This window comes from Argonema antarcticum A004/B2, from assembly GCF_023333585.1.
Lineage (GTDB): Bacteria > Cyanobacteriota > Cyanobacteriia > Cyanobacteriales > Aerosakkonemataceae > Argonema > Argonema antarcticum.
This window is the reverse complement of the sequence record NZ_JAIQZN010000041.1, coordinates 25,335-50,170: the sequence shown is the minus strand read 5'-3', so window position 1 is coordinate 50,170 and position 24,836 is coordinate 25,335. Positions and strand designations below refer to the sequence as shown.

24 protein-coding genes are annotated in these 24,836 nt (G+C 43.6%); 11 read left to right on the top strand and 13 right to left on the bottom strand.

All coding sequences use genetic code 11. The features are described from left to right. Positions 1-25: 25 nt before the first annotated feature. The 5 genes from LAY57_RS18220 to LAY57_RS18200 all read right to left on the bottom strand — a co-directional run bounded on the left by LAY57_RS18220 (position 26) and on the right by LAY57_RS18200 (position 4,226). Positions 26-391 (bottom strand): Lin0512 family protein, encoded by a 366-nt coding sequence (locus tag LAY57_RS18220; RefSeq protein WP_249068237.1) that lies wholly within the window; start codon positions 389-391, stop codon positions 26-28. Positions 392-414: 23 nt separating this feature from the next. Then, positions 415-885, bottom strand: coding sequence for a tetratricopeptide repeat protein (locus LAY57_RS18215; protein ID WP_249068236.1), 471 nt, complete (start codon positions 883-885; stop codon positions 415-417). Positions 886-975: 90 nt separating this feature from the next. Then, the gene (locus LAY57_RS18210; protein WP_249068234.1) at positions 976-2,301 is read right to left on the bottom strand and encodes a DUF2330 domain-containing protein; all 1,326 of its coding nucleotides are present in this window, start codon (positions 2,299-2,301) and stop codon (positions 976-978) included. Between the two features lie 19 nt (positions 2,302-2,320). After that, positions 2,321-3,382, bottom strand: a complete 1,062-nt coding sequence (locus LAY57_RS18205; protein ID WP_338022438.1) for a threonine aldolase family protein — start codon at positions 3,380-3,382, stop codon at positions 2,321-2,323. 115 nt (positions 3,383-3,497) lie between these two features. Next, on the bottom strand, positions 3,498-4,226 hold the full coding sequence (locus LAY57_RS18200) for an SDR family oxidoreductase (RefSeq protein WP_249068232.1): 729 nt from the start codon (positions 4,224-4,226) through the stop codon (positions 3,498-3,500). A gap of 382 nt (positions 4,227-4,608) precedes the next feature. On the opposite strand from LAY57_RS18200, the gene LAY57_RS18195 reads away from it, so the two are divergent. The 4 genes from LAY57_RS18195 to LAY57_RS18180 all read left to right on the top strand — a co-directional run bounded on the left by LAY57_RS18195 (position 4,609) and on the right by LAY57_RS18180 (position 9,797). Further along, on the top strand, positions 4,609-6,276 hold the full coding sequence (locus LAY57_RS18195; RefSeq protein ID WP_249068229.1) for an iron uptake porin: 1,668 nt from the start codon (positions 4,609-4,611) through the stop codon (positions 6,274-6,276). 25 nt (positions 6,277-6,301) lie between these two features. Beyond that, the gene (locus LAY57_RS18190; protein WP_249068228.1) at positions 6,302-7,057 is read left to right on the top strand and encodes a class I SAM-dependent methyltransferase; all 756 of its coding nucleotides are present in this window, start codon (positions 6,302-6,304) and stop codon (positions 7,055-7,057) included. A 348-nt stretch (positions 7,058-7,405) separates the two neighbouring features. Beyond that, complete coding sequence (locus LAY57_RS18185; RefSeq protein ID WP_249068226.1) at positions 7,406-8,704, top strand: hypothetical protein; 1,299 nt, start codon at positions 7,406-7,408, stop codon at positions 8,702-8,704. Further along, complete coding sequence (locus LAY57_RS18180; RefSeq protein WP_249068225.1) at positions 8,673-9,797, top strand: DNA cytosine methyltransferase; 1,125 nt, start codon at positions 8,673-8,675, stop codon at positions 9,795-9,797. Before LAY57_RS18185 ends, LAY57_RS18180 begins: the two co-directional genes overlap by 32 nt. Before the next feature lie 280 nt (positions 9,798-10,077). On the opposite strand, the gene LAY57_RS18175 is transcribed toward LAY57_RS18180, so the two are convergent. Further along, entirely contained in the window at positions 10,078-12,549 is a 2,472-nt protein-coding gene (locus LAY57_RS18175) for an ATP-dependent Clp protease ATP-binding subunit (protein WP_249068224.1), read from the bottom strand. 620 nt (positions 12,550-13,169) lie between these two features. Between LAY57_RS18175 and LAY57_RS18170 the strand changes: the two genes are divergently transcribed. Next, positions 13,170-13,523, top strand: coding sequence for a hypothetical protein (locus LAY57_RS18170; RefSeq protein ID WP_249068223.1), 354 nt, complete (start codon positions 13,170-13,172; stop codon positions 13,521-13,523). Then, positions 13,520-13,912, top strand: a complete 393-nt coding sequence (locus tag LAY57_RS18165) for an HNH endonuclease (RefSeq protein WP_249068221.1) — start codon at positions 13,520-13,522, stop codon at positions 13,910-13,912. Before LAY57_RS18170 ends, LAY57_RS18165 begins: the two co-directional genes overlap by 4 nt. Positions 13,913-14,181: 269 nt before the next feature. On the opposite strand, the gene LAY57_RS18160 is transcribed toward LAY57_RS18165, so the two are convergent. Then, positions 14,182-14,511, bottom strand: a complete 330-nt coding sequence (locus tag LAY57_RS18160) for a winged helix-turn-helix transcriptional regulator (protein WP_275994141.1) — start codon at positions 14,509-14,511, stop codon at positions 14,182-14,184. Positions 14,512-14,621: 110 nt separating this feature from the next. Between LAY57_RS18160 and LAY57_RS18155 the strand changes: the two genes are divergently transcribed. The 3 genes from LAY57_RS18155 (at position 14,622) to LAY57_RS18145 (ending at position 16,509) form a co-directional block, all read left to right on the top strand. Beyond that, positions 14,622-15,320 carry a pirin family protein gene (locus LAY57_RS18155; RefSeq protein ID WP_249068220.1) on the top strand — a complete coding sequence of 233 codons (699 nt, stop codon included), beginning with the start codon at positions 14,622-14,624 and terminating at the stop codon, positions 15,318-15,320. Between the two features lie 36 nt (positions 15,321-15,356). Beyond that, the gene (locus tag LAY57_RS18150) at positions 15,357-15,770 is read left to right on the top strand and encodes a hypothetical protein (protein ID WP_249068218.1); all 414 of its coding nucleotides are present in this window, start codon (positions 15,357-15,359) and stop codon (positions 15,768-15,770) included. A gap of 157 nt (positions 15,771-15,927) precedes the next feature. Then, positions 15,928-16,509 carry an NADPH-dependent FMN reductase gene (locus LAY57_RS18145; RefSeq protein WP_249068217.1) on the top strand — a complete coding sequence of 194 codons (582 nt, stop codon included), beginning with the start codon at positions 15,928-15,930 and terminating at the stop codon, positions 16,507-16,509. A 138-nt stretch (positions 16,510-16,647) separates the two neighbouring features. Here LAY57_RS18145 and LAY57_RS18140 read toward each other — a convergent pair whose 3' ends face one another. From LAY57_RS18140 to aroF, 4 genes are all read right to left on the bottom strand, one after another. Further along, positions 16,648-18,426, bottom strand: coding sequence for a HEAT repeat domain-containing protein (locus LAY57_RS18140; RefSeq protein ID WP_249068216.1), 1,779 nt, complete (start codon positions 18,424-18,426; stop codon positions 16,648-16,650). A 142-nt stretch (positions 18,427-18,568) separates the two neighbouring features. After that, positions 18,569-18,877 carry a type II toxin-antitoxin system RelE/ParE family toxin gene (locus tag LAY57_RS18135; RefSeq protein WP_249068213.1) on the bottom strand — a complete coding sequence of 103 codons (309 nt, stop codon included), beginning with the start codon at positions 18,875-18,877 and terminating at the stop codon, positions 18,569-18,571. After that, positions 18,874-19,140, bottom strand: coding sequence for a type II toxin-antitoxin system ParD family antitoxin (locus LAY57_RS18130; protein WP_249068212.1), 267 nt, complete (start codon positions 19,138-19,140; stop codon positions 18,874-18,876). Before LAY57_RS18130 ends, LAY57_RS18135 begins: the two co-directional genes overlap by 4 nt. 133 nt (positions 19,141-19,273) lie before the next feature. Next, the gene (gene aroF / locus LAY57_RS18125) at positions 19,274-20,119 is read right to left on the bottom strand and encodes a 3-deoxy-7-phosphoheptulonate synthase (RefSeq protein ID WP_249068211.1); all 846 of its coding nucleotides are present in this window, start codon (positions 20,117-20,119) and stop codon (positions 19,274-19,276) included. Positions 20,120-20,409: 290 nt separating this feature from the next. Between aroF and LAY57_RS18120 the strand changes: the two genes are divergently transcribed. Next, positions 20,410-20,553 carry a hypothetical protein gene (locus LAY57_RS18120; RefSeq protein ID WP_249068209.1) on the top strand — a complete coding sequence of 48 codons (144 nt, stop codon included), beginning with the start codon at positions 20,410-20,412 and terminating at the stop codon, positions 20,551-20,553. Positions 20,554-20,590: 37 nt separating this feature from the next. Here LAY57_RS18120 and LAY57_RS18115 read toward each other — a convergent pair whose 3' ends face one another. Then, positions 20,591-20,956, bottom strand: coding sequence for a hypothetical protein (locus LAY57_RS18115; RefSeq protein WP_249068208.1), 366 nt, complete (start codon positions 20,954-20,956; stop codon positions 20,591-20,593). A 721-nt stretch (positions 20,957-21,677) separates the two neighbouring features. Here LAY57_RS18115 and LAY57_RS18110 point away from each other — a divergent pair. After that, positions 21,678-24,452, top strand: coding sequence for a pentapeptide repeat-containing protein (locus LAY57_RS18110; protein ID WP_249068206.1), 2,775 nt, complete (start codon positions 21,678-21,680; stop codon positions 24,450-24,452). Positions 24,453-24,472: 20 nt separating this feature from the next. On the opposite strand, the gene LAY57_RS18105 is transcribed toward LAY57_RS18110, so the two are convergent. Further along, a complete protein-coding gene (locus LAY57_RS18105; protein ID WP_249068204.1) occupies positions 24,473-24,691 on the bottom strand; it encodes a hypothetical protein in 219 nt (72 codons plus the stop codon). Positions 24,692-24,836 lie beyond the last annotated feature (145 nt).

The window sequence follows — 24,836 nt, the reverse complement described above, 5'->3', positions numbered from 1 at the left end:
AATCACCGTTTCTACATATTATTCTCTACTCAATATCGACAAAAACTGTGACAGCAGCAACAGCAATTAGCATTTCATCATTTTTATCATTGAGGGAGGCAATTGCCCGACCCTGAACTATCATACCGCCTTGCTCAATGGTGAGCGTTTTGCGCCCAAAAGGTAGCACAGCTAATACTTCTGCTTCTCGTACTTGTTCTGGGTAAGGTACTGCTACTTGTACTTCGACAATCATTAAATCTGGATCGCTTAAACCAGCGACTTCCCAGACACCAGGTAGGGCGTTGTGTGCGATCGCATTTCTTACAGCCCTTGCTGCGGCGACAGTCGGTTCCTGTCCGTGCTGATCTATTCCCATGCCCATCTCGATAATCAAGCGTTTGCGAGCCACAGCAACCTCTTTATTGTTTTAATCTAACTTAATCGGGCTGTACATTCTAGTATCAACCTTTGATTAACCAAAGCGTAGGGCTGAATTGACAGTGCTTGTCGAAAAGCTTGGATAGCTGTGCGATACTCTCCCAGTGCAGCATAGGACAACCCCATACCATGCAGTGCGCCAAAGTGAACCGGGTTTAGCTCGATCACCACCTTACAGTCTTCGATCGCCTTTTTATACTCCCCTATTGTGTAGTAGAGAACGGCTCGTCGATTCCAAGCTTCTGCGAAGTCAGGTATATCGGAGATAAGTTCTGTGAGTACGGTTTCAGCCTGGGAAACTTCTCCCGCCTCTAACAATATCTGAGCGCGTCGAAGCAGTTCAAAACCCATCATTCCCTTTTGGTGGAACCAAATGCGCCACAGTTCTGATGTGGCCCGATCGCGGCTAGTCTCATCAGGGTTTTTCAACTCTTCCAGTAACTGATTGATAGAGGGTTCACTCATAAATTTTGTTAATTAAAAAGTAGCTAGTAAAGTAAAAATTAAAAAGTTAAAAATAAAGATTCGATCTTTATTTTTAACTTTTGACCTTTTTTAAGGCCAAATATTCCGCCAAAAAGGTTGCGGCTGTTGCTGACTTTGAGTAACAGGTAATTTTCTGCGAATCTCATTAATATTCCATCCCGTCAGCTTAGCTAAAGTCTGCGCCTCCTGTTCAAATCTTGTCGCCAAAGCTCTTTTATATTGTTGTCCTGCTTCACAGTTAGTATCGCCTTCAAAAGGATGACGCAGAATATATCGACCCTGGAAGTTTTGGCGATTTGAAGTTTCTTGAAACATCAAATCTTCGGGGAATTTATCGCGGGTATAGCGGACATGGAGACGGGTGATAAAAACATTGCTGGATTGGGATGGCGTTAGCCAAAAGACTCCGGCTTTACGCAGTTCTTCTTGATTGAGTGGTTCGGCTGAACAGGGGTCGCAATTACTCATATCCCAAGCATATTCGAGAAAGGCTACTTTTTTGCCTTCTTGCGTGTGTGCTGTCGCGAACATGGATTTGTAGAAGTCGCCAAATTGGCTATTGACAAATACTGGTATTTCTGCGTCTGAAGGGACTTTTACTGTCCGGTAATTGGTAAGTTCTGCTTGTCCTTTGGGGGATAATACATAAACAAGTAAGTCTTGTTCGCTGATAGCATTGATTGTGCCAAGACGAATCGGTAACATAAATCGGGCTGATTCGTAGGCTATTTGTAATGGTCGTAAATATTGATAACCGGATTTTTGAAATTGTGCGAGATTGACTTTGGCAACGAAGAATTTTAAGTTTTGGCGGATGTAGGGTTGTAGTAGTTGATTAGCACCGGCTGGAATTTTGTAGCCGTTGCGGATCAGCCATGTTTGCAAACCGTTTGATTCTGTGGCGCTGAGGATAAGAATGTCGTATTCTCCTACGGAAAAGCGAGATTCTATGGTGACGCCTAAAGCGCGATCGCTTCCCACAGACCTTCTTGGGGCTGCTAGTGACATTGGGTTTGCATTTGTCCCAAATGGCGCAGGACGATCGCGATAAACCGCACAAGGATTTGGATCGAAATATTCTACTAATCGAGGCGCACTAAAAGCATCTAATCTTTCGATAATTTGGGGTTCGGCAACGCGCACTTGTTCTTGCTGTAAAACTACAGGAACAGGAACAACGAGTGCAAAATCTTTGACATCTCCTTGATAGTCATTTGCCATCGTTAAGATAGTGCGACTACCATCACGGGCAATAACGACTTGAGAGGCTTTGTTATAAAGTTTGGTATCTGCTTTGGCGACATAAAAACCGCAAAATGCCCATGCGTTAGGGGCAAAGCAAATCAAGGCTAGGAAAGATAAAATTAATGCGATCGCATTCTGCAAAATTTTCATTGTAAATCCCTTTCAAACATTAAACTACTGTGATTTTGACAGCCTCTGCTGAATCGGAAGCAGCTATTTTTATAAAAGCATTGACATCCTCCTCCTTCGTGTTAAAAGCCGTCACCAAACGCAAAGTTGTCGAATCTTCTCCATCCCAACGGTAAAATTGGAAGCCTTCAGCCAAAAGTTTTTGAATGACTGCTTCCGGCAGTTGAATAAAAATTTCATTTATTTCAACCGGATGACAAAGCTTTACTCCTGGCAACGAAGTAAGTCCATCTGCTAACTTAGCCGCCATTTTGTTAGCGTGTATAGCATTTTTAAGCCACAAATTATCTGTAATGTAAGCTTCTAGTTGCGCCGATAAAAAACGCATCTTTGAAAACAGATGCCCGCTGCGCTTCCGACGAAACGCGAATGTTTCTGCCAATTCGCGTTTAAAAAACACAACAGCTTCAGCTGCCATAGCACCATTTTTGGTAGCACCGAACGACAGGACATCGACACCAGAACCCCAGGTGATATCTGCGGGTTTGCAACCCAAACTAACTACAGCATTGGCAAACCTAGCACCATCCATGTGTAAGCTGAGATTATGTGTGCGAGTAACACCAGCAATTCGCTGAATTTCATCAACTTTATACACTGTTCCAGCTTCAGTCGCCTGAGTAATGCTAACTGCGGCTGGTTGTACGTGATGGACGACACCAGCACCTGCTTTTTTAAGTGCTATTGCCAAGTCATCGGCAGAAATTTTACCGTGAGAACCAGGTAATGTTACCAGTTTTGCACCACCTGTGTAAAATTCTGGTGCGCCACATTCATCGAGGTTAATATGAGATTCGGCATGGCAGTAAATGGCACCAAAAGGTGGTGTCATAACTGATAAAGCGAGGGCGTTAGCAGCCGAACCTGTTGCTACCGGAAAAACCGTAACGTCAGTCTCGAATAATTCCGAAAATTTAACTTCTAGTTGCTGGGTGTATTCATCATTGCCATAAGATATGGCTGTACTGTCATTGGCGGCAACTAATGCTGCCATAATTTCCGGTGCAACGCCGGTTACGTTATCGCTACTGAAGTTCATCATTTACCTTGCGATCGTTTTAATTATGCCATTAGTCATTAGTAATTTTGCCCTCGATTGGCGACCTTTATACCAAAAAAGACGAATGACTAATGACTTATGACTAATTCGTCGAAGTTTACCAGTCAATCGGTTGGCGATCGCGGAAAAATCCGTTTGTGGGGCCATCGTCAGCCAGAGTTGCCAACCACACAATTGTATCAACCCCTTGGTCTATTGTCCGGGGAGCATTTGGGCCACCCATATCAGTTTTTACCCAACCAGGGCAAACTGAATTAACCAAAATATTTGTGCCTTTTAACTCGTTAGCAAGCATCCGCGTCACTACATTCAAAGCTGTTTTGGAAATCCGATATCCGGGGTAAGTAGTACTCATTTCATCCATTCCAGACAATTGACCTATGCCAGAAGATACGTTCACAACTCGCCCGTAGTTATGTTCTTTCATCAACGGAATCAACGCCTGACAAAGCAGCAATGGCCCGTATACATTCGTCTCCATTGTTTCGCGTAAAGTACTAATCTTGGCGTTAAAGACACTCCCCTGTGGATGTTCTAGAGGATCTTTGGCTATTCCCGCGTTGTTCACCAAGATATCTAATTTCTCAAATTCATTGCGAATAAACTGGGCAAGATGCTCAATGCTGTCGGCACTGGTGACATCAAGCGGGTAAAATTTAACATCCAATCCTTCAGCTTGCAATTTTTCAGCAGCCGTTTTACCCTTTTGTTCGTCGCGACTGGCGAGAATAACCTGAATTCCTTGTTGTGCTAGTTTACGACAAGTTTCAAACCCCAGTCCGCGATTGGCACCAGTGACATCTGCTATTTTTTTTGTTTCGAGCATTTGTTTTCTCCTATTAGCAATCATTTAATTATGACAACAAGGCTGAAGATGAAAACTTAATAATTTTTAATATATTTTTCTTAAAAAACAGCCTTAAGAGGGATGCTCTATTTTATTAATTACGCTGAAAATTACTGGTTTTGTTTTTAAGCCTTGAAATATAATAATTTTACAAATTGTCAATTTTTTAACTAAATCCGGCCCAAATTCAGTAAGATTAGGCAAATAATTAATTTAAAAAGCGCTGTGGGTTGAAGCAAAAAAAAGTAAACTACAACTTGCTCAAAGACCCAAAACGCTTCAATCAACCGCGCCAAATGTTGCAGCGGGAGTCGTTGCTGTTGGTTGCCTTGCGATCGTCGATCCGGTGTAAGGAGAATTTATGTTAAAAATTTTCGTGAATGCGCTAGGACTCGGTTTAGGTGTTTGGGGTGCTGCTTTGCTACTCACCAATAGTGCCATTGCAACAGAAGAGATGCCAACAGAAATTACGTCAAATCAGTCGATCGGCAACAGGCATTTTTCGCCCTCGGCTTCTACTTCAATAGCACTTTTATCTGATTCGATGGCGCAAGTAAATTCGGTTTCCCAACTGTCGGATGTGCAACCTACAGATTGGGCATTTCAAGCTCTCCAATCTCTAGTTGAACGCTATGGTTGTCTTGAAGGTTATCCAGATAGAACTTACCGAGGTAATCGAGCAATTACGCGCTATGAATTTGCGGCTGGATTAAATGCTTGCTTAAACCGGATTCAGGAATTAATTGCATCGGGAACAGGCGATTCTGTCAGGCAGGAAGAGTTAACCTCCATACAACGGCTGCAACAAGAATTTGCAACAGAACTTGCTAGTTTGCGGGTCAGAGTCGATACATTAGAAGCACGTACTGCCAGATTGGAAGCAAATCAGTTTTCCACTATCACCAAGCTGAATGGAGAGGTGATCTGGGCGGTGACAGATACATTTGGCAATCGTGTGGGTGGAAATTCGGACGATTCAAACACCATATTTGCTTATCGCACTCGTCTCAATTTTGAAAGCAGTTTTTCTGGTAAAGACTTTTTGAGAACCCGTTTAGAGTTCGGTAATTTTGGTTCGATTGCGGATGTGACTGGCACGAATATGACTCGGCTTACCTTTGATACAAACACCGAAAATGATGTAAAATTGGCTCACTTGTTATATCGCTTTCCAGTTAGCAAAGCTATCTTAATTACACTAGGCACAACTGGGATTGGTTACACCGATATTACTGACACTCTCACTCCCCCAGGGATAGCAGATGATGCACGAGGAATTCCTTCTCTGTTTGGCGAATATAATCCTTTGTATCGGCGCGGAGGTGGAGGCGGTGCTATCAATTGGAATATCAAGAAAAACGTGATTTTGACTTTAGGATATTTGGCAGGTAGTCCTGCCAGTCCGCTAGATGGGAATGGTTTGTTCAACGGTTCTTATAATGCTTTGGCTCAGCTTGCCTATTATGGTAATAGAGGTGCGATCGGCGTAGCTTATTCCCGCTCTTATGGGCCAAAAGAACAAGTTGAGCTAACAGGAGGTTCTGGCAGTTTTCTCGCTGGGCGGCCTTTTGGGGATAATATAGCAACATCTAGCAATTCTATAGGTATCCAGGGTTTCTATCGGGTTTCCCCACATTTTCAAATTCACGGTTGGGGAGTTTATACCAGTGCTAATGCGGAAAGTACTGATTTAAGTACGATTCCTGATGGCAGGGGTGGAGAATTTTCGAGCTTAGTAGATAAGGGTAGCAATGCAAATATTTTGTACGGTGCGATCGGCTTAACTTTCCCAGATATGGGGGGTAAAGGCAACCTATCTGGTATTTTGGTCGGTTTACCGCCGCGAGTTACCAGCAGCGATGTTCGCGAAGAAGAGGATACGTCATATCACGTTGAAGCTTTCTACCGCTTCCAAGTCAATGATAATATCTCTATTACTCCTGGCTTCTGGGTAATTTTCAATCCTGAAAATGACAGCAATAACGACACTCAGTATGTAGGAGTTATCCGCACAGGTTTCAATTTCTAAAAGACTTTTAGGATAGCAATTGCTCATGAACTTTTCAGATCACTTCTCTTCGCACGCAAGCGAGTATGCTAAGTATCGTCCCCGGTATCCAGAGGCACTGTTTGAGTACTTAGCAGCAACAACATCGGCGCACGAACTGGCTTGGGATTGCGGGACAGGCAATGGTCAAGTTGCTGTGAGTCTGACTGCCTACTTTGAGCAAATTTATGGGACTGATGCCAGTGAAAAGCAAATTGCTCAAGCTTTTGGGCACGATCGCATTCGTTACTGGGCCACAACAGCCGATCGCACTGAAATTCCTGATAGTTCGATCGATCTGATTACTGTGGCTCAAGCTCTCCACTGGTTCAACTTGGCAGAATTTTATCAAGAAGTGCGGCGCGTTCTCAAACCTAATGGGATAATTGCTGTTTGGTGCTACGGTTTTTTTACTATTCCCTCTGCTAACGAACAACTCAATCAAGCGCTACAAGCATACTATCAAGCAGTTGAGCCGTTTTGGCCTCCTGAAAGACAGTTGGTAGAGGAACAGTATCAAACTATTCCTTTTCCTTTTGTCGAGTTAACATCACCACCTTTTTCTATGACCTCTGAGTGGAATGCAGAAGAAATAATTGGTTATTTGGGTACTTGGTCAGCTACTCAGCGATTTATCGCTCAACATGGTATTGAGCAGATTACAAAATTATGCGATCGCATCGCCGCCGCTTGGGGTTCTCTCCCAGAAACTAAGCTCATTTCTTGGCCTCTTTCCCTCAGAGTTGGTAGTCCTCGAATCTAAAGTGCGATCGCGCCTCCCCAGGAGCATCGCAGCTAAATTTTTTATTTATTTCTCTCTTTAGATAGAGGTGTTAATACTGTTGGAGTGAGAAGGTTAGATGGATTACCCTGGAACTTATAATAAAAGCCCCGCATCGACGGGGCTATTTTTTTAGCAATTATTAAAGTTTTCATCAACTTACTACAACAAGGGCGTCCTGGTGTCAAGCAAATACCAGAAAACTGAAAAAAAACCGAAAAGATAAATGCGATCGGACTAAGGCTGTAGATAACATTGTTCTTGTGTTGCCAAAATCACTCCAGATGCGTGCGATCGCTCATCGGGTGTAAAATTTAGCATATAAAGAGTATGACAGGGCGCTATCCATTGAATACCAGTGAAAACAACACCTCAGATGCAGTTAATCTCGATTGGGTAGTCAACCTTCTAGGAAGAGTCAAGCCTTTAGAGGTATACCCCCACGAAGAAGTATTAACAGAAATTCTTGTGGAACAGGCTCTTGAAAATGCCAGACAAACTTCTACTTCTCCTGGTCTTTCGCTTGCAGCCGCTTTTGAACTTATTGTTGCTGCTGAATACTACACTAAATTAACTAATAAAGGATGGCTTTATTGTCCAGTAGATGATTATCCTCTTTTAGTATACCCGTACACCAATACCTGCCCTAGATGCGTTATACAAGGAAATTTTAACTTCCATCAAGCCAATAAACCGCCATCTGGAACTATTGGAAAAACAACGAGCCGTTTGCTTTGTGTATTTTTAAAGCAATTGTTTAAAATTAATTCCCGCTCTCTAAAAATATATAGTGGAGTTGAGCCTGTTGACGTAATAATTTATGATGAAACGGAAAGCGTAGTTTTACTTGCAGAAGTGAAAGCTGCGCCCCTCATCACACTGGCGCTAGCACTTCCCATCGAGGTACAAACCCAACTTGGCGACGATGGCGAACCAGTTCCTTGTTCCCACTCTGCCACAGACAATACATTTCTGACATCATCTAACTTGCATATTCTTCTTCCTGAGCTACAAGACGAAGGTTGGCATAATGAGCTTATTTCTTTAGGAATAAAAGGAAGCAGTATTTCTTCCACTTGGGCTTATGAGAAAATTGCCACGATATTTGCTGATGATCGATTGTTTAATCGTTATTTTAAATCATGGGTTGTTGCTTATTCCGCATATAACAAGAATGCAAGAGGTAGGGGGACTTTACCAGAACCTGTTTACTGGCTAACAAACGCTTGCGGACAACCCATTCCTAGACCTTTGAATTGGCCTGTTAGGAAAACTGAAAAGGGCTATGAATCTGTTTCTGATGCTAAATCTAGTGTTGGTATGGACCGAACAGATGATATTAAGAAGGGCATTTATCAAGTATTAAAGATTGCTGCCACCGGAAAGCCAAAAGAAAGTACAATAACTGTAAAAACGGCTCTGATGTCCAACATCCACGCTGTTCGTCACTATGATGAATACCTGCTTGAACTTCAAGATATTGTGTGGACGATAGATGAAACAGGAAAAGCTAAGAGAGCCGGTGATTTGCCGCCGGAAAAAGATCTATACAATCTTTTTGATGGTATAATTACCTTCACCCATAGTTATGTGCGAGATGAATGGATTGAGCGCAATTTCCAGTTCTGACAACCAGGTTAAATTTGTAACAAATCATGTTGCTCGGCGCGTTGGGTATGACGTGCAAAGACGCATTGACGCTCTAAAAATAGGGCAAAAAATGCAGGATTTGCCAGAAGAACTTTGGCACGATAGCTTTAGATTTTATGTCAAGCACGACCCCAACCGACAAGGTGGGCCAAACCTCAGAATGATTCGACTCGATCCCCATAAACCATCTTTGACTGTTACGGGGTACATTTTCAATAAATTCGTTCACCCTTATGAAAACCGATTTATTACCGTGCGAGAGGCTGCGCGTTTGCAGGGTTTTCCCGAATCTTTAAAATTTGAAGGAACGCTAACGAGTACGCAGCTTCAGGTAGGTAATGCTGTACCTGTAGCGCTTGCCAAAGCTGTATTTGAAGAGGTAGCTAAACAAGCCAATTCCCTTGGACTTGAGAATCGTCCTCTCAAAGCCTTCAGTTTATTTAGTGGCGCGGGAGGAATGGATATTGCAGCCAAACATACAGGTAGAATAAATACTCGGATAGCTCTCGATTTTTGGTCAGATGCTTGTGCTACATTGCGCGGCTTTTTTAGGGATAGTATCTGCGTTATCGAACAAGATATTACCACTATTAAAAATCCTTTAAGTTTATGGCAAGAGGCTTCAGGCGAAATAGATGCACCTGACATTGTTTTCGGTGGGCCACCCTGTCAATCTTTTAGTCAAGCTGGTAAGCAAAAAGGCTTCCAAGATAGCCGAGGGGGAATGATTTTTGATTTTTTGCGTTTTGTGGAATGTTTGAAACCTCAGTTTTTTGTGATGGAAAATGTATCTAACTTTAAAGGAATTCAAGGTGGCATTCTCTACCAGCAGATTTTGGAAAATATGAATAATTTGGGCTATAACGTTTCTGTGGGTATACTTCTTGCCGCTGATTTTGGCACTCCCCAGTTACGGCGTCGATTATTTTTTGTCGGTTGCCGAAAAGATATTGGAAGGATTAATTTACCGATGCCTACTCATAGTTTTGAACCAGAACTTTTCGGACTTCAGCCTTATGTAACTGTTGGGGAAGCGTTTGCTGATTTACCAGCAGCAGAGTTTAGCCGTTAAGGTTGTAGTAGTGCATTAGTATACTTGTACTAACATACTCCATTCTTTTACTTACATTTATAGGGAGGGAATGGGCTAACATTCGCCCATTCCCTCCCCTAATTGTTTGATTCTTAACCCCGCTTTCGTCCTAATTTTTACCCATTTCCAATCCTCGCCTCTCCAGGGCGATAGTCTAGAGTCCAGTAATCAGCGATACCTCTTGAACAATTTTCACAGGAAATTCACTCAATATAAAAAATCCCCTGGTAGCTATACCAGGGGAGAAAGATACTACATTCTAGCCAACAGTTTGAAGTAGCAATTCTCGCTGTTCATCCTGCCGTACCAACACCTCACCATCATCGCCAATATCAATAATGGCAGTGTCTCCATTTTGGATACGACGTGATAGCATTGCTTCGGCTAAGCTATCTTCCAAGAGCCGCATAATTACCCGACGAAGTTCTCTCGCACCGTAAGCAGGATTGTAGCCTTCTTTCGCCAAACGTTCCTTGAAATTTTCGGTAACTTTCAGCGTAATTCCTTGCTCAAATAAGCGAATGGAAACTTCGCGCAACATGATGTCAGAAATATCCTTAATTTCATCCTTCGTCAACTGACGGAAGACGATAATTTCATCAAGGCGATTCAGAAATTCAGGACGAAAATATTGCTTTAGTTCGTCATTCACCAGAGAACGAACACGGTTGTAATTTGACTCGGTGAGATTTTCCGAGAACTCGAAACCAATGCCGGTGCCACCTTTTTCGATCGCTTTAGAACCGATGTTCGAGGTCATAATTATCAGTGTGTTCTTGAAGTCCACTGTGCGACCTTTGGCATCTGTTAGGCGACCGTCATCTAATAGTTGGAGCAGGGTATTGAAGACATCGGGGTGCGCTTTTTCGATTTCGTCGAATAGCACAACTGAGTAGGGACGACGACGTACTGCTTCTGTTAGTTGACCGCCTTCATCGTAACCGACAAAACCGGGAGGGGAACCGATGAGTTTGGAGACGGTGTGAGATTCCATGTATTCGGACATATCGACGCGAATCATCGCTTCATCCGAACCGAACATATAAGTAGCTAAGGCTTTCGCTAATTCGGTCTTGCCAACTCCGGTAGGGCCTGAGAAAATAAAGCTGGCGATCGGACGATTCGGATTCTTCAACCCAACTCTGGCGCGACGAATCGCACGGGAAACTGCTATCACGGCTTCATTTTGACCGATCAGACGCTTATGCAAGGTGTCTTCCAAGTGCAGCAGCAATTCGGATTCGGATTCGGCGATTTTGTTGACGGGGACGCCAGTCCAGGAAGAGACGATTTGGGCGATGTCTTCTTCATCAACAACTGGTAAGATGGCGTTATCGGTTTGTTTGTTGTCGGCGATCGCATTCAATTTGGCGATAATCTCCAATTCGCGATCGCGCAATTCTCCCGCCTTCTCAAAATCCTGAACCCTGACCGCTTCCTCTTTGTCCTTAGTAATCTGCTTGCGTTCCTGTTTCAGTTCTTTAGTCGCAGAAGAATTAGTATTCCTCAAATGAACGCGGGAACCTGCCTCATCGATCAGATCGATAGCCTTATCCGGCAAGAACCGATCGCTAATATAGCGGTCTGAGAGGTTAGCAGCTGCTACCAGAGCATCATCAGAGATTTTAACCTTATGGTGTTGCTCATAAGCAGAGCGCAAACCAGATAAAATCTCGATCGTCTCTTCCACGCTAGGTTCGCCTATCATAATCGGTTGGAAGCGACGTTCCAAAGCAGCATCTCGTTCGATGTGCTTGCGGTACTCATCCAGGGTCGTCATACCCATACACTGCAACTCGCCTCTGGCCAATGCAGGCTTCAGCATATTAGCAGCATCCATGCTACCTTGAATTGCTCCCGTGCCAATCAGGTTGTGAACTTCGTCAATTACCAGGATGATGTTCCCATTTTGACGAATTTCATCAATAATTCCCTTGAGGCGTTCTTCAAACTCACCTCGGAACCGCGTACCTGCGATTAGCAAACCCAGATCCAGACTGTACACCTGCTTGTCTTGCAAGATGTCAGGGATGGTTTTATTGGCAATGCGCTGGGCCAAACCTTCTGCGATCGCAGTTTTACCAACTCCCGGTTCCCCAATCAACACCGGGTTATTCTTCGTGCGGCGACCTAGAATTTGAATAGCCCGTTCGATTTCCTTCTCGCGACCGACAACCGGATCGAGTTTACCTTCTGCTGCCAGTTGGGTAAGATTAATGGCAAACTCATCCAAAAGCTTTGTCTTACCGCCACGCCGAGCGAATTCTCTATCCTGACTGCCACCAGCAGGTACTGGCACTTCTCCCAGTTTCTCAATCACCTCAGTGCGGACGTTATCAAGGTCAACACCTAAGTTTTCCAGCACCTTTGCCGCCACACCCGTCTCTTCCCGGATTAATCCCAGCAACAGGTGTTCGGGACTAATGTAATTATGTCCAAATTCACGAGCTTCGCCAAAAGATTGCTCAAAAACGCGCTTAACCTTCGGGGTGAACGGAATTTGAGCCGGAACGTAGCGAGAACCCTGACCGATAATCTTTTCTACCTCTTTCCGTGCCAGTTCCAGGGTGACGCCAGAGTCCCTCAGCACTTTCGCTGCAATGCTAGTTCCTTCTCCAATCAACCCCAGTAGGATTTGCTCGGTTCCCACGAGGTTGTGTCCCAGGCGACGTGCTTCTTCCTGGGCTAACATCACTGTTTTAACTGCTTTGTCTGTAAAGTATTCAAACATGGTGGGCTTTACCTCGCCGAGCGGTTCAATAAGCGCTTTCTTTTAGTTTGACGCTTATATAAACTTTTGTGTACTTTGTTACTATAAGAATATCTCTCTGAGGCTTTACTTTGCAATCGTGAGAACCGTATGAGCTAGGGGTAGTTGCCGTCTGTTGGGGACTGGGGATTGGGGACTGGGCGATCGCGTCCGCGATTACCTTTTTCAATTCTAGAGTTCATGGTTCATGGTTGATACAATTGTAGGTTGGGTTGAGCGCGAGCGTTACCCAACCAAGCCACAATCTACTTTGGGTTTCCTTACCTCAACCTTACGAAAGCTGGGGAAGCCGCAAAGATAGGCTCTTCCGTGTTTACTATGCTATGGCAGAGGGGCTCCAGGGGCAGAGGAGAAAAGAAATAAAAATGTTCTTTATATGAACAAAAGGATCACAACTCCGAAAGAGCCAAAAATTTAGGATGTCCAAATTTAAAATAGGAAAACAGAAATTAGATATAAAAAAGCATTTAAAACAGAGTAACCATCAGGCTCAGATTTTAGTGATTTGAGCAACCAGAAGAAGGTGAACCCACCGTCACTGCTAGAATAAATGCGAACGACTCCTCATCAGGTTTAGTATCGTGACTCAAATCATCCTGGAAGTACCCGAAGAACTATCTGAGCAACTGTCACAGGTGGGTTCTCGCCTCCCCGAACTACTCGCCCTTAGCTTGCAACAGCCAGCATTGCCAGCTCATATCTACCGTTACATTCTCAACTTTATTGCCAGCAACCCCACACCCGAACAAATCGCAGCTTTTGGCCCCACACCGGAAATGCAGGAACGTCTGCGTACTCTTCTGGAACGCAGTAAAGCTGGCGAACTGACTACTCAAGAATGTCTTGAACTTGATGAGTACGATCGCATCGAACATCTGGTCATCATGCTCAAAGCTGGTAGTCTGCGGTATCTGACAAATTCACCTTCAACATGACTTATATCTCTGCTGCACTTCGCCGCCTTGTAGAAGAAAGAGCCAATTACAGGTGTGAGTATTGTTTGCTTCCTGCGGGTGTTGCTTTTTTCCCATACGAAATTGACCACGCTATTGCACTAAAGCACGGCGGTGCTACTGAAGCGGATAATCTAGCATTTGCCTGCTGGCGATGTAATCGTTACAAAGGTACGGATCTCGGTTCTTTCGATCCGCAAACAGGAGCCTTCAGTTTTCTATTCAACCCGCGAACACAGCAATGGAATGAGCATTTCATGCTGGAGGGATTTAGAATTGTGGGGTTGACACCAGAAGGACGAACAACCGTAAGCTTGCTTCAGTTAAATAGCGACGATCGCATCGCCGAACGGCAGCGATCTCTGGATTAAAATAACGTTGACGCTTTACTATTTCCGGCTCTCTCAACCTTGCCGACTGCTAAATATAATCAAAACAGGGTGCTATCCTTCACCCCACAATGACTACCTCTGTCCCGCTAAAACTTCAGAGTTTACCAGCTACCCTGCCGATCGAGGGTGATAGATAAGCTGCTACGCATCTAATTTTACAGTCAATTTTTCTGAGATTCTTGTGGGATGGGCATATAAGCCCCGTCTCTTTATTCGATTTAAATGCTCCTCAGCTTAGTGCCGCTATTTTATCTCCCTTCCAAATATTTCAATCCCCACTCGTGCATTGAATCGAGAATTGGTTTGAGCGTTTCTCCCAAGGGTGTTAAAGAGTATTCGACTTTGGGTGGGACTTGCAAGTAGACGTGGCGATCGACTATTCCATCCTGCTCCAATTCCCTCAACTGCTGAGTCAACATCTTCTGAGTAATGCCCTGCAAGGCGCGGTGTAGTTCCCCAAACCTTTTTACCCCCAAAAACAGTTCTCGCAAAATCAACACCTTCCAGCGTCCGCCAATCACCTTCAGAGTGATTTCTACCGAACAACTTATGCGATCGAGACTTTCTATACTTTGCATAGTATCTTTTTGGATAGTATCTTACTTTAAAGTGCATACTGTCATTTTAGCTTGATATGTTTTAAAGTAGAAACATAGCGCAACAACAGTAAACGATCGGGACAAAAAAAATGATTACTGTAAGGCGATCGGAACAACGCGGACACGCCAATCACGGCTGGCTTGATAGTTATCACACATTCTCATTTGCATCTTATTACGACCCAGATAACATGGGCTTTCGGCACCTGCGCGTGATCAATCAAGATCGAGTTGCAGCAGGAATGGGTTTTCCGACCCATCCTCACAGAGATATGGAAATTATTTCCTACGTGCTGGATGGGGCGCTAGAACACAAAGATACTCTGGGCACCACTGCGGTGATCCGTCCCGGCGAAGTGCAAAGAATGACCGCTGGTACTGGCATTGCACACAGCGAGTACAACCATTCAAAAAGCGACCCAGTACATTTTATGCAAATCTGGATTCTGCCCGAAAAAAGAGGGTTGCAGCCCGGTTACGAGCAGAAAATGTATACGGATGAAGAAAAACGCGGTAATCTACGCTTAGTCGCTTCTAGAGATGGGCGCAATGGTTCTGTCACCATCCATCAAGATGTCGATCTCTACGCCACTTTGCTGGAACCCGGAGAAAAAGTTGTTCACCCAATCAAAAATGGGCGAAATGTCTGGGTGCAGGTCGCACGGGGGCAAATTAAGCTCAATGACTTGCCTCTCAAAGCAGGAGATGGGGCGGCAATCGGCGATGAAAACAGTGTAGCCCTAGAAGGAACTAAAGCAGCAGAAGTTTTGTTGTTTGATTTGGCTTAAGAGTAGACTGGATTCAATTGATTTGTGATGCCAACTATGAAACGATTGATTCAGGTAGCTGTAACTACAAGTTTAGCCGGAGCCATGTGGGTATTTCCCAGCGTCCAAAAACTTGTTGATGGGACTGTCCGAGCCGAAAGTGTAAAAGTCTCTAATTCCACTTTACTTGCACAAGTCGATCTACAACAGGTTCAGCAGGTTATCCAACAAAATCCGCAGTTAGTACAGCAAGCGCAACAGCTTTTGCTCCAAAATCCAGAGTTAGTCCAGATGTTAGTGCAACAGCTGGTAGAACAAAATCCCCAACTGTTACAGCAATTACAACAAAATCCCCAGCTTGTACGACAGATGTCGCAACAAAATCAACAGTTAATCCAGTTATTGCAACAGAATCCACAACTGGTTCAACAGCTTCAGCGGACAATTCAAGCGCCTAGTAAAAAGCGTTGATGAGCAATTTTAGATTTTGGATGAAAAGATTTGAAATTAGGGGTTTGTACCGTATGCCCCGCGCCTACTAATAAAAAAAATCTAAAATCTAAAATCTAAAATCTAAAATTGAATTATGCTCTACAAGGTAAGTAAACACTAGAACGGACGATCGATCATGGCATATACGCCCAAAATCCTCGCATTTGCTGGTAGCACCCGTACCGATTCCTACAACAAGAAATTGGTACAAATCGCTGCTAATGGAGCCCGCACAGCAGGCGCGGAGGTAACATACATAGATTTGCGCGACTTCCCGATGCCCCTACTTGATGAGGATTTGGAGAAAGCAGAAGGGATGCCTGAAAATGCGCGAAAGTTCAAAGATTTAATGTTACAGCACGACGGACTTCTGATCGCTTCTCCAGAGTACAATAGCTCAGTTACTGCCGTTCTCAAGAACGCCATAGATTGGGCTTCGCGTCCAGCACCAGGCGAAGCGCCGCTTGCTGCTTTTGCTGACAAAGTGGCAGCGATTATGAGCGCCTCACCGGGAGGGTTAGGAGGTTTGCGCGGTTTAGTTCATCTGCGATCGATCCTGGGTAATATTCGAGTGATTGTACTGCCGGATCAAGTAGCTATACCCAAAGCTTATGAAGTCTTCACTCCTGAAGGTGCTTTGACAGATCCAAAACAGCAAGAATCTATCGAGAAGCTTGGCGCAAATGTGGCGAATGTGCTGGCGAAATTGAAAGCATAAACTCGTAGGTTAGGGAAAAGAAACCCGGTTTCTCAGAGAAACCGGGTTTCTAGTTTTCTTAAATTATTCAGATCCGATCTGCCACTCGCTGGTTAGGCAAAAGAAACCCGGTTTCTCAGAGAAACCGGGTTTCTGAGCTTAATTGTGCCAAGCTTTATAAAAAGCTGGATAATTCATGTTTTCGGCACAATGCCAGATGAGGTTAAACACTGCTTCATAGCGATAAGAACTGCTCTGGTAAACCTGTTCTTCCAGATAGGGGTTAAGGATGATGACGATTTTAGATAAGTAATCGCTTGGCAGGATTTGTGTTAAACGATCGCTTATCCACAAGAGCAAGGATTCGTAATCATCATCTTTGTAAGTTTGAAATGACTCAACAAGGCTAAAGATAGCTCGATCGAGCAGAGGTTTGGCAATTTTGTTGTTTGAGTAAAGGCGTTCTACACTTTCAGTCACATACCGCAAGATTCCGCCATCTTGAGTAGTCTTAATTAGTCGAACTAAAGCATCAAGCCCTTTTTGACGGTGGTCATCAATTTCTACCATCATCTCAGCTACTCTCAAACTTCTCCATTCATCTTGAGTGGTTTCTGGCATCTGCAAGAGAGCGGTAATTACAGTTTTGTTGTTCGGTTCAATTTGTAGCAATCTTTCAGCACATATCAAACGCATCCATTCATTCTGAGTGGTTTCAAATATCTGCCAAATAGAGGAGATTGCTATTTCGTTGCTAGGGTCAATTGCCAACAATAATTCAGCTGCTCTCAAACGTTTACATTCATCCTGGCTGGTCTCCAGTATCTGCAAAAAAGCGGCGATCGCAATTTTATTGTGCGGGCTAATTTTAGCTCCAATCCCAAATACTTCATAAACATAAGAGGATGTCCAGGTATCCTCGATAGTTTGAATGATTTGGGCTATAGCGGAGTTGGTGAATTTAGTGCCTAGATTGAATTCGCCTAAGTAAAAAGCAGATACAAAAAGTATCCATGTATCCTGGCTACTTTCAATTCTCTCGGTTAAAGCAGCAACCGCAGCTAGGTTCCCAGGATCGTTTTCGACTAAGTATTTAGCAGCCTTCCCAAGTAGAGATCCATTTCTAGTAGTTTCGATTATCTCTACTAAAGTATCGATCGCAACTGCATTACCTGGATCGATTTGCCACAAAGCTATAACTGCACCCAAACAGATGTTATCGCCTCGGTTAATCTCCAAGAATTCGATGAGGGAAGAAATAGCGGTTTGATTGCCAAAACCTATTTTACCCAAAGATTCGATCGCACTGTAACAAACGTTCTTATCCAGCGTCGTCTGCATCAGGTGAACTAGAGTAGCGATCGCAAATTCATTCCCAGAGGCAATTTCACCCAAGCTGCAAATTGCCTTTATTTGCGTGGATGAATCCTGAGTTACTTGCAATAGTAGCAATAAGGCTGCGATCGCATTTTTGTTACCGCGATCGAGTTTTCCCAATTTCTCAGCCGCCCATCGCAAAGCGAGCCGAGTTTCAGTATTATGGAGAAAGCGAACAAAAGCAGCAATTACCCGTTGTTTGTCCGTTAATTCCAGAGCCGCTTTTGCTGCATCTCGCAGTCGCAAGGGAAATTTCTTCCAGCCGAAGTAGACATAACTCCAATCTAGCAACTGTTTGACAATTGCATCGCCCAAGCTGCATTCTGGGAAATAAGCTAAAGCCTCTGAAGCTAGGAAAAAAGCTCGATATCGATAAAAATTTCCGCATCCGTCGTCGAAATCTACCAGAGCCTTAACGAACTCTTCTTTTTGTTCTTTCGGGATATCTTCTCGACTGAACCAGTGCAAAATCTCTGCTTTCCACTCTGGCTCGAAAATGCGGTAAGTGCCTTTATCTAGATTACCGGGAACGTGGTGAAAGAAATAGTGCCAATCATTCATTGCCTCCTACCCACTTCAAGATGTGGGACGTAAGGGACATCCTCTATAGTAATCCACCTTCCCTAAAAAGTCTACTCCTGAGCTTTGTTACTTTGTAGGGTGCATTAGCGCTAGCATAACGCACAATTGCCCATTCTACTTACTACTCGTCGTTATCCTGTGCTGAAAAAACAGCCTCTAAGTCCCGATAGCCACTTAGTACGCGAACAACTTGAATCCCGTTTTGAACTTGGCGATAAAAAATGACGTAATTATTTACGGGAACACCGCGTAATTGAGGGAGTAAATTTTCGTAACTTTTGCCCATGTTGGGAAATTGTGCTAAAGTCTGACATTTTTGTTCAACGTTATCCACAAAATTTTCTGCTGCATCCAAGTTGTTGCTGGCAATATAATCATAAATCTCATCTAAGTCTTGAATTGCCAGAGGGGATAAGATATAGTTACTCATGTTTCTGACTCACGAGCTTTACGAATTTTTTCACGCAGACTTGCAAATACTCTTTCCCCATCAACTCCTTCACCTCTGTCAAGCTGTTCAATTCCCATCACAATTTCTTTTCGTAGTTTTTCAAGGCGCAATTGCCGAATTTGGTCTTCTTCTTGCAGCAGTCGCAGCGCTTCGCGGACAACTTCGCTTGCAGATAGGTATCTGCCGCTTTTGACCTTTTCTTGCACAAATTGTTCAAGTTCGGGTGTCAAAGATACGTTCATAGGGTAGCTTGATTTTGAGTTGTCAATTCAATTATGCTAGTTATGGCAAAGATTGTCAAAGTTTGTTATTGAAGGATAAGTCCAAAAAGAAACCCGGTTTCTTGGAGAAACCGGGTTTCTGAGTCTACATTTGCTACGCTGCCAGAAGTTGAAGTTGATTTTTGATTGTAGGAATGCGCCTGCCTACTGCTTCCGCCACTGGTCTTAAATTGTGAACTAATTGCACCATATCTTCTAAAGAAAGTGCTTGACGAGCATCGGAAACCGACTTTTCCGGTTCTGGATGACACTCGATAATTAGTCCATCGGCACCGCAAGCAATTGCCGCTTTTGCCAAAGGCGCGACTAATTCCCGCTTGCCTACTGCGTGAGAAGGATCTACAATTACTGGCAAATGAGTTAATTGTTTGAGTGCGGCGACTGCACCTAAATCTAAAACGTTGCGAGTATAATTATCGAAACTGCGGATACCCCGTTCGCACATCACCACATCGGGATTTCCGTGACTTAAAATATATTCGGCTGCCATCAGGAATTCTTCTATAGTTGCTGCTAAACCGCGTTTTAGTAAGATTGGTTTGCCTGCTTGTCCCAAGGCTTTGAGTAAATCGAAGTTTTGCATATTGCGACTGCCTACTTGTAGCATATCGGCATAGGCAGCTACGGTTTCGATTTGGGAAATTGCCATGACTTCGGTGACTACTGGTACATTGTGGCGGTGACTAACTTCTGCCAAAATCTCCAATCCTTCCACTCCTAATCCTTGGAAAGCGTAGGGGGAAGTCCGAGGTTTGTAGACGCCGACGCGTAATGCTTGCACTGGTGCGGCGGCGAGGTGACTGGCGACTTGTTCCATCTGGGACATACTTTCGACTGTACAAGGCCCACCGATAATTACCAAGTCTTTGCCGCCTATTTGCAGGTTATCGGAAATTTGGATAACTGTTTGCTGGTCAGGTTCAGTTTGAGCGTGTAACATTTGAGTTTCTCCTGAGAAAAAAGTGTGGTTAACAAAAAAACCCGGAACCTTTTACAGTTCCGGGTGTTGGTTGTGCGTTGGCACGACATTTACTTACCCGAAACTGCTTCTGGGCCAAAAGTAAAATCCGTAAAACCAACTGGAAAGAAATGCTGTCATGGTGTTTGAGATGTCCTTAAAAAACAAAAACCGCAGATTTTATTCTGCGGTTCATCGGCTCGTTTCCAATACGTAGATTGGATCACTCCCGGTGAACCGCTTTACGCCAAAAATAGAAGTAGGAAGAGCCGATGTACATGATTTGGGTCGAAATATTGATTTCAACGATATTTCTTGATGTCAAAACCATAACAGAGGGAATGGCGTCGCGTCAAGACTATATTGAGATAATACCTCGATCGAATGAGCGATCGCCATCCTCTGAAAAGCTCTGAAAAGATAGCGATCGCATCCAGTCCTCACTAAATATCGTTATTTGACATTGCTAATGGTTTTGCAAGGAGCGGCAGCGGGGCGACGAACAGTACGACGAGCGTGAGTCGGCCTCTTTTGGTTGCTGCTGGTTGGGCGAACCCTGGTGTTACTGGCAGTGTTAACCGACTGATTGGAATTTTGCACAACTGCATTACCCTTACCCTTGACATTAGCTTGTTGGTTGCTCGTCTGAACGACAGCGCTATCGCCAGCACTACTGCTTTGGCAGCAAGGTTTAGGAGTAGCTTGAGCCGCAAGGGGAAGCACTCCCAGGGTAGTAGCAGTCAAAATCCCCAGAATATAAGTTTTTTTGAGCATTTGGCCAAAGCGGCTATTGGTCTGAGTCGAATTGGTGTTAGTCATGTCAGGTTCTCCGTGTATATGTAATTGCAGTTTGTGAAGGTAGTTGAAATTTCCCTTGCTTATCCGCAAACCTCTTCTGCCCTCTGTATCTATTAAATAACCCTCTGAAACACTCGTCAACTATTTTTACAAATCTTCATATATCGGGTATGACGCTGGTATAGCTAGGGACTAGGGGCTAGGGGCTAGGGGCTAGGGAAGAGGGAAGAGGGAAGAGGGAAAAGCTTACTCCGTAAGGGATTATGAACCAGAGGTAAGAGTTGGAGTTGCCCTAACTGCCTTGGCGGTTGCTATATAGCAACCGCCAAGGCAGTTAGGACATTCTTAATTCCTCAAGCCGTTCGGACTTCGCCGAACTCCGAAGCCCTTGATTCTAGACCCTTCTGACCCGACGCCCGTAGCTATATTATTGGTAGTCTAAGCCGAAATTCGCTGGTCTTTCGGAATTATGATGCTATTAGACCTCTCCAGAAATTAAAGGTGCGTTACCTGTAACCCTTGTAGAGACGTTGCATGCAACGTCTCTACATTCTTTTTTGGAGAGGTCTATTGTTCATGTTGAACATTTTTGTAGGGACACGGCATCATCAATATGTCGGTATAGATAAAAATTTTAATGATGCCGTGTCCAAATCAGCATAATTGACAAGGGAAGAACCAGATTTTCGGTACGTTACACTGCTTTAACGCACCCGACCAAAGCTTAAGCCACATATAATAGATGCAACCTGGTATTTTTTTTGACACCATTAAAAGCTCTATGACTGGCGAACCTGGAATTAAAGCCAAAAACCCCGTTTCTAAATTTAAAAAAGATATTAAAGTACAACCCAAAGAGCTATGTTTGGCTTTAGGTAAAGCTGCTATCAATGGTACTTTCCTGAAGTGGGATAGCCTTGCCGAAAATGGCCTAGAAGTTTTGACATCCCTGGGACTGGAGAGAAAACCGGAAGAAATTGCCGGGTTAGTGATTTTGCGGTCTTTAATTAATGCCATAAAAAATTTGTTGGATGACAATAAAGAACTGCTACTAGAAAAACCAGAGAATCTTCACGATTTGTACAACCAGCTAAGTTCCTGTTTAGAAACTAACGAATTAGTTATCGGCAGAGACTTTTTTCAGCGCCCCGGTAATTTGCCGATTTTGGAAGCAACTAAGACTGGATTTGCGAAGTGGTTAGAGGAATTTGTCGATAAAAAAGTTGAAGCAAAAAACATTAGTAATCGCCTACCAGCTTACTTTGTTTTTGCCCTCAATGAAGAATGGCGAAATCGTTCCCAAGATTATGCAGTTCTGAAAGAAGAACTCGATACACCATTCACGCAAGCTACCGAACGAGAACAAGCTTGGTTGCGTTATCGCGCATGGCTGCAAAAGCGCGTAGATGAACCAATGTTTTTGGAATCTTTTAGTTTGAAACAAGTTTATGTTCCATTACGAGCATATTTTGAGCGGGAGATTGAAAACCAGTCGAATCGGAAAGCAGAATTAGGCCATATTGATGGTAAAAAATACCAGCGCGTTGTGGTTGATTTAAATAGCGAATTAGAAACTTGGTTGCAGTCAGCTAAGTCTGATGATGCCATCCGTTTGATTAGTGGTGGGCCAGGTAGCGGCAAGTCTTCTTTCGCGAAAATGTTTGCTGCACAAATAGCAGAAAAAGGCGATATTCCGATTTTGTTTATTCCCTTACATCTTTTTCAGCTTTCTGATGATTTCGTGGAAGCTGTAGAGAAATTCGTGCAGATTGATGATTTTCTGCGTCACAATCCCCTGGATAGAGAAAATGGTGAATCGCGTTTACTGATTATTTTTGATGGTTTGGATGAACTATCAATGCAGGGTAAATTTGCTGAGGAAGTTGCTAAACAGTTTGTTGATGAAGTTAGGTTTAAAGTTAATCAATTTAATCAGCGCGAAACTCGGTTGCAGGTGTTGATTAGCGGACGAGAAGTGGTGGTGCAGGCGAACCGCAGTAAGTTTCGCTCAGCGCATCAAATCCTGCATATTTTACCATATTTTGTGACAGATGAAGAGAGAAAAAGCGATAATAATAAGTATGCGGATAATCAAAACTTACTAGGACAAGATCAACGGCAGCTTTGGTGGCAGTTTTATGGTAATGCCAAAGGTAAAAGTTACAATGGGTTACCGCCAGAATTAGACCAGAAAAATTTACTAGATATTACGTCTCAACCGTTATTAAATTATCTGGTAGCCCTCAGTATTGAACGGGGTAAGTTGCAATTCACAGCAGATACTAACCTGAATCAAATATATGGGGATTTGCTAGAGGCAGTTTACGAACGAGCTTATGAAAAACACGGAAATCGGTTGATTGAAGGAATAGAGAAAGAAGAATTTATCGGTATTCTGGAAGAGATTGCTTTAGCTTGTTGGCATGGTGATGGTAGAACAACTACTGTAAAAGAGATTGAGAACCACTGCGATAATAACGGTGTCCGGCAAATTTTAGACCGCTTTCAACAAAGCTTTCAAGAAAATTCAAAGGCTAGCATTACCCGTCTGCTAACGGCGTTTTATTTTCGGGAAAGTGGAGATTTACGACAAAGCGAAAAAACCTTTGAGTTTACTCATAAAAGTTTCGGTGAATATTTGACAGCGAAAGGCATCGTGCAAGGAGTTCAACAAATCCATGAAGAGTTGGAGGAACGCCAGAAAAATTATCGCAAAGGTTGGGATGAACGAACAGCTTTAATAAATTGGGCTAGTTTATGCGGTCTGTCGGCGTTGGATGAATATCTGTTTAATTTCATCTGTGATGAAATGCGGTTGCAGAATCCTGTGGATGTTGCTAATTGGCAGAAAACATTGTGCCGTTTGATTGAATTTATGATGGTGAATGGAATGCCAATGGAAGGTTTGAAAAATAGACCGAATTTTCAGGAAGAAATGCGACAGTCGCGGAATGCGGAAGAAGCTTTGTTAGTTGTGTTGAATGCTTGTGCGAGAGTAACGCGGGAAATTTCAGAGATGAAATGGTATAGTCCTGATGCTTTTGGTACGTGGATTTCTAGGTTGCAAGGACAGAGAACGAATGGGGAAAGTGTACTGGTTTTAGAATGCCTTAGTTTTTTGGATTTGCGAGAATGTGTTCTCATGTTTAAAGATTTATATAAGGCGAATCTTGGAGGGGCGTATCTTGGAGGGGCGTATCTTGTACGGGCGAATCTTGGAGGGGCGAATCTTGGAGGGGCGAATCTTGGAGGGGCGAATCTTGGAGGGGCGAATCTTGGAGGGGCGAATCTTGTACGGGCGAATCTTGTAGAGGCGAAACTTGAAGGGGCGAAACTTGAAGGGGCGAAACTTGAAGGGGCGAATCTTGAAGGGGCGAAACTTGAAGGGGCGAAACTTGAAGGGGCGAAACTTGAAGGGGCGAATCTTGAAGGGGCGAATCTTAAAAATACTATTCTTGAAGGCAAAGACATTACAAAACTAACTCAAAACTCAACTAAACCCTCAGACCAATCTTAAACCTCAACTCCTTAATAAGTTCAATCATTGCTTGAATACATCATCAAATCTTCAACAGTACCAGTATGAACATTACCCAATCTATAATTATCCTCAGCTTCTGAGCTTCTTGAGGCAATTTGATTTCTTCTCAATTCAATCATCCTTTTGGTAAGAATTTCAGCGATAAAAGATTGATCCTCAAAATTAAGGTCAGATATGGCTTGCAAAATATCGTTTACCTGAGTTGATGTTGGCATGGCTTTGTAAGTTATATACTGACAGTATTTGGATGGCATTCAGCGAAAACACCTAGAGATTATTATAGTGCGATTGTCGCACTCCCCGCCCAAAAATGGCCCATTCCCGTATGTTGTTGCGCTTTAGCGCTAAAGCGCAACAACG

Excerpts from the sequence above, each read along its gene's own strand:
- LAY57_RS18145 (WP_249068217.1), top strand. The coding sequence starts at position 15,928 with ATGGCATATACGCCCAAAATCCTCGCATTTGCTGGTAGCACCCGTACC.
- LAY57_RS18205 (WP_338022438.1), bottom strand. The coding sequence starts at position 3,382 with ATGATGAACTTCAGTAGCGATAACGTAACCGGCGTTGCACCGGAAATT.
- LAY57_RS18200 (WP_249068232.1), bottom strand. The coding sequence starts at position 4,226 with ATGCTCGAAACAAAAAAAATAGCAGATGTCACTGGTGCCAATCGCGGA.
- LAY57_RS18135 (WP_249068213.1), bottom strand. The coding sequence starts at position 18,877 with ATGAGTAACTATATCTTATCCCCTCTGGCAATTCAAGACTTAGATGAG.
- LAY57_RS18165 (WP_249068221.1), top strand. The coding sequence starts at position 13,520 with ATGACTTATATCTCTGCTGCACTTCGCCGCCTTGTAGAAGAAAGAGCC.
- LAY57_RS18130 (WP_249068212.1), bottom strand. The coding sequence starts at position 19,140 with ATGAACGTATCTTTGACACCCGAACTTGAACAATTTGTGCAAGAAAAG.
- LAY57_RS18150 (WP_249068218.1), top strand. The coding sequence starts at position 15,357 with ATGAAACGATTGATTCAGGTAGCTGTAACTACAAGTTTAGCCGGAGCC.
- LAY57_RS18185 (WP_249068226.1), top strand. The coding sequence starts at position 7,406 with ATGACAGGGCGCTATCCATTGAATACCAGTGAAAACAACACCTCAGAT.
- LAY57_RS18210 (WP_249068234.1), bottom strand. The coding sequence starts at position 2,301 with ATGAAAATTTTGCAGAATGCGATCGCATTAATTTTATCTTTCCTAGCC.
- aroF (WP_249068211.1), bottom strand. The coding sequence starts at position 20,119 with ATGTTACACGCTCAAACTGAACCTGACCAGCAAACAGTTATCCAAATT.
- LAY57_RS18105 (WP_249068204.1), bottom strand. The coding sequence starts at position 24,691 with ATGCCAACATCAACTCAGGTAAACGATATTTTGCAAGCCATATCTGAC.
- LAY57_RS18215 (WP_249068236.1), bottom strand. The coding sequence starts at position 885 with ATGAGTGAACCCTCTATCAATCAGTTACTGGAAGAGTTGAAAAACCCT.
- LAY57_RS18120 (WP_249068209.1), top strand. The coding sequence starts at position 20,410 with ATGTACATGATTTGGGTCGAAATATTGATTTCAACGATATTTCTTGAT.
- LAY57_RS18115 (WP_249068208.1), bottom strand. The coding sequence starts at position 20,956 with ATGACTAACACCAATTCGACTCAGACCAATAGCCGCTTTGGCCAAATG.
- LAY57_RS18190 (WP_249068228.1), top strand. The coding sequence starts at position 6,302 with ATGAACTTTTCAGATCACTTCTCTTCGCACGCAAGCGAGTATGCTAAG.
- LAY57_RS18140 (WP_249068216.1), bottom strand. The coding sequence starts at position 18,426 with ATGAATGATTGGCACTATTTCTTTCACCACGTTCCCGGTAATCTAGAT.
- LAY57_RS18175 (WP_249068224.1), bottom strand. The coding sequence starts at position 12,549 with ATGTTTGAATACTTTACAGACAAAGCAGTTAAAACAGTGATGTTAGCC.
- LAY57_RS18180 (WP_249068225.1), top strand. The coding sequence starts at position 8,673 with ATGAATGGATTGAGCGCAATTTCCAGTTCTGACAACCAGGTTAAATTT.
- LAY57_RS18160 (WP_275994141.1), bottom strand. The coding sequence starts at position 14,511 with ATGCAAAGTATAGAAAGTCTCGATCGCATAAGTTGTTCGGTAGAAATC.
- LAY57_RS18195 (WP_249068229.1), top strand. The coding sequence starts at position 4,609 with ATGTTAAAAATTTTCGTGAATGCGCTAGGACTCGGTTTAGGTGTTTGG.
- LAY57_RS18110 (WP_249068206.1), top strand. The coding sequence starts at position 21,678 with ATGCAACCTGGTATTTTTTTTGACACCATTAAAAGCTCTATGACTGGC.
- LAY57_RS18155 (WP_249068220.1), top strand. The coding sequence starts at position 14,622 with ATGATTACTGTAAGGCGATCGGAACAACGCGGACACGCCAATCACGGC.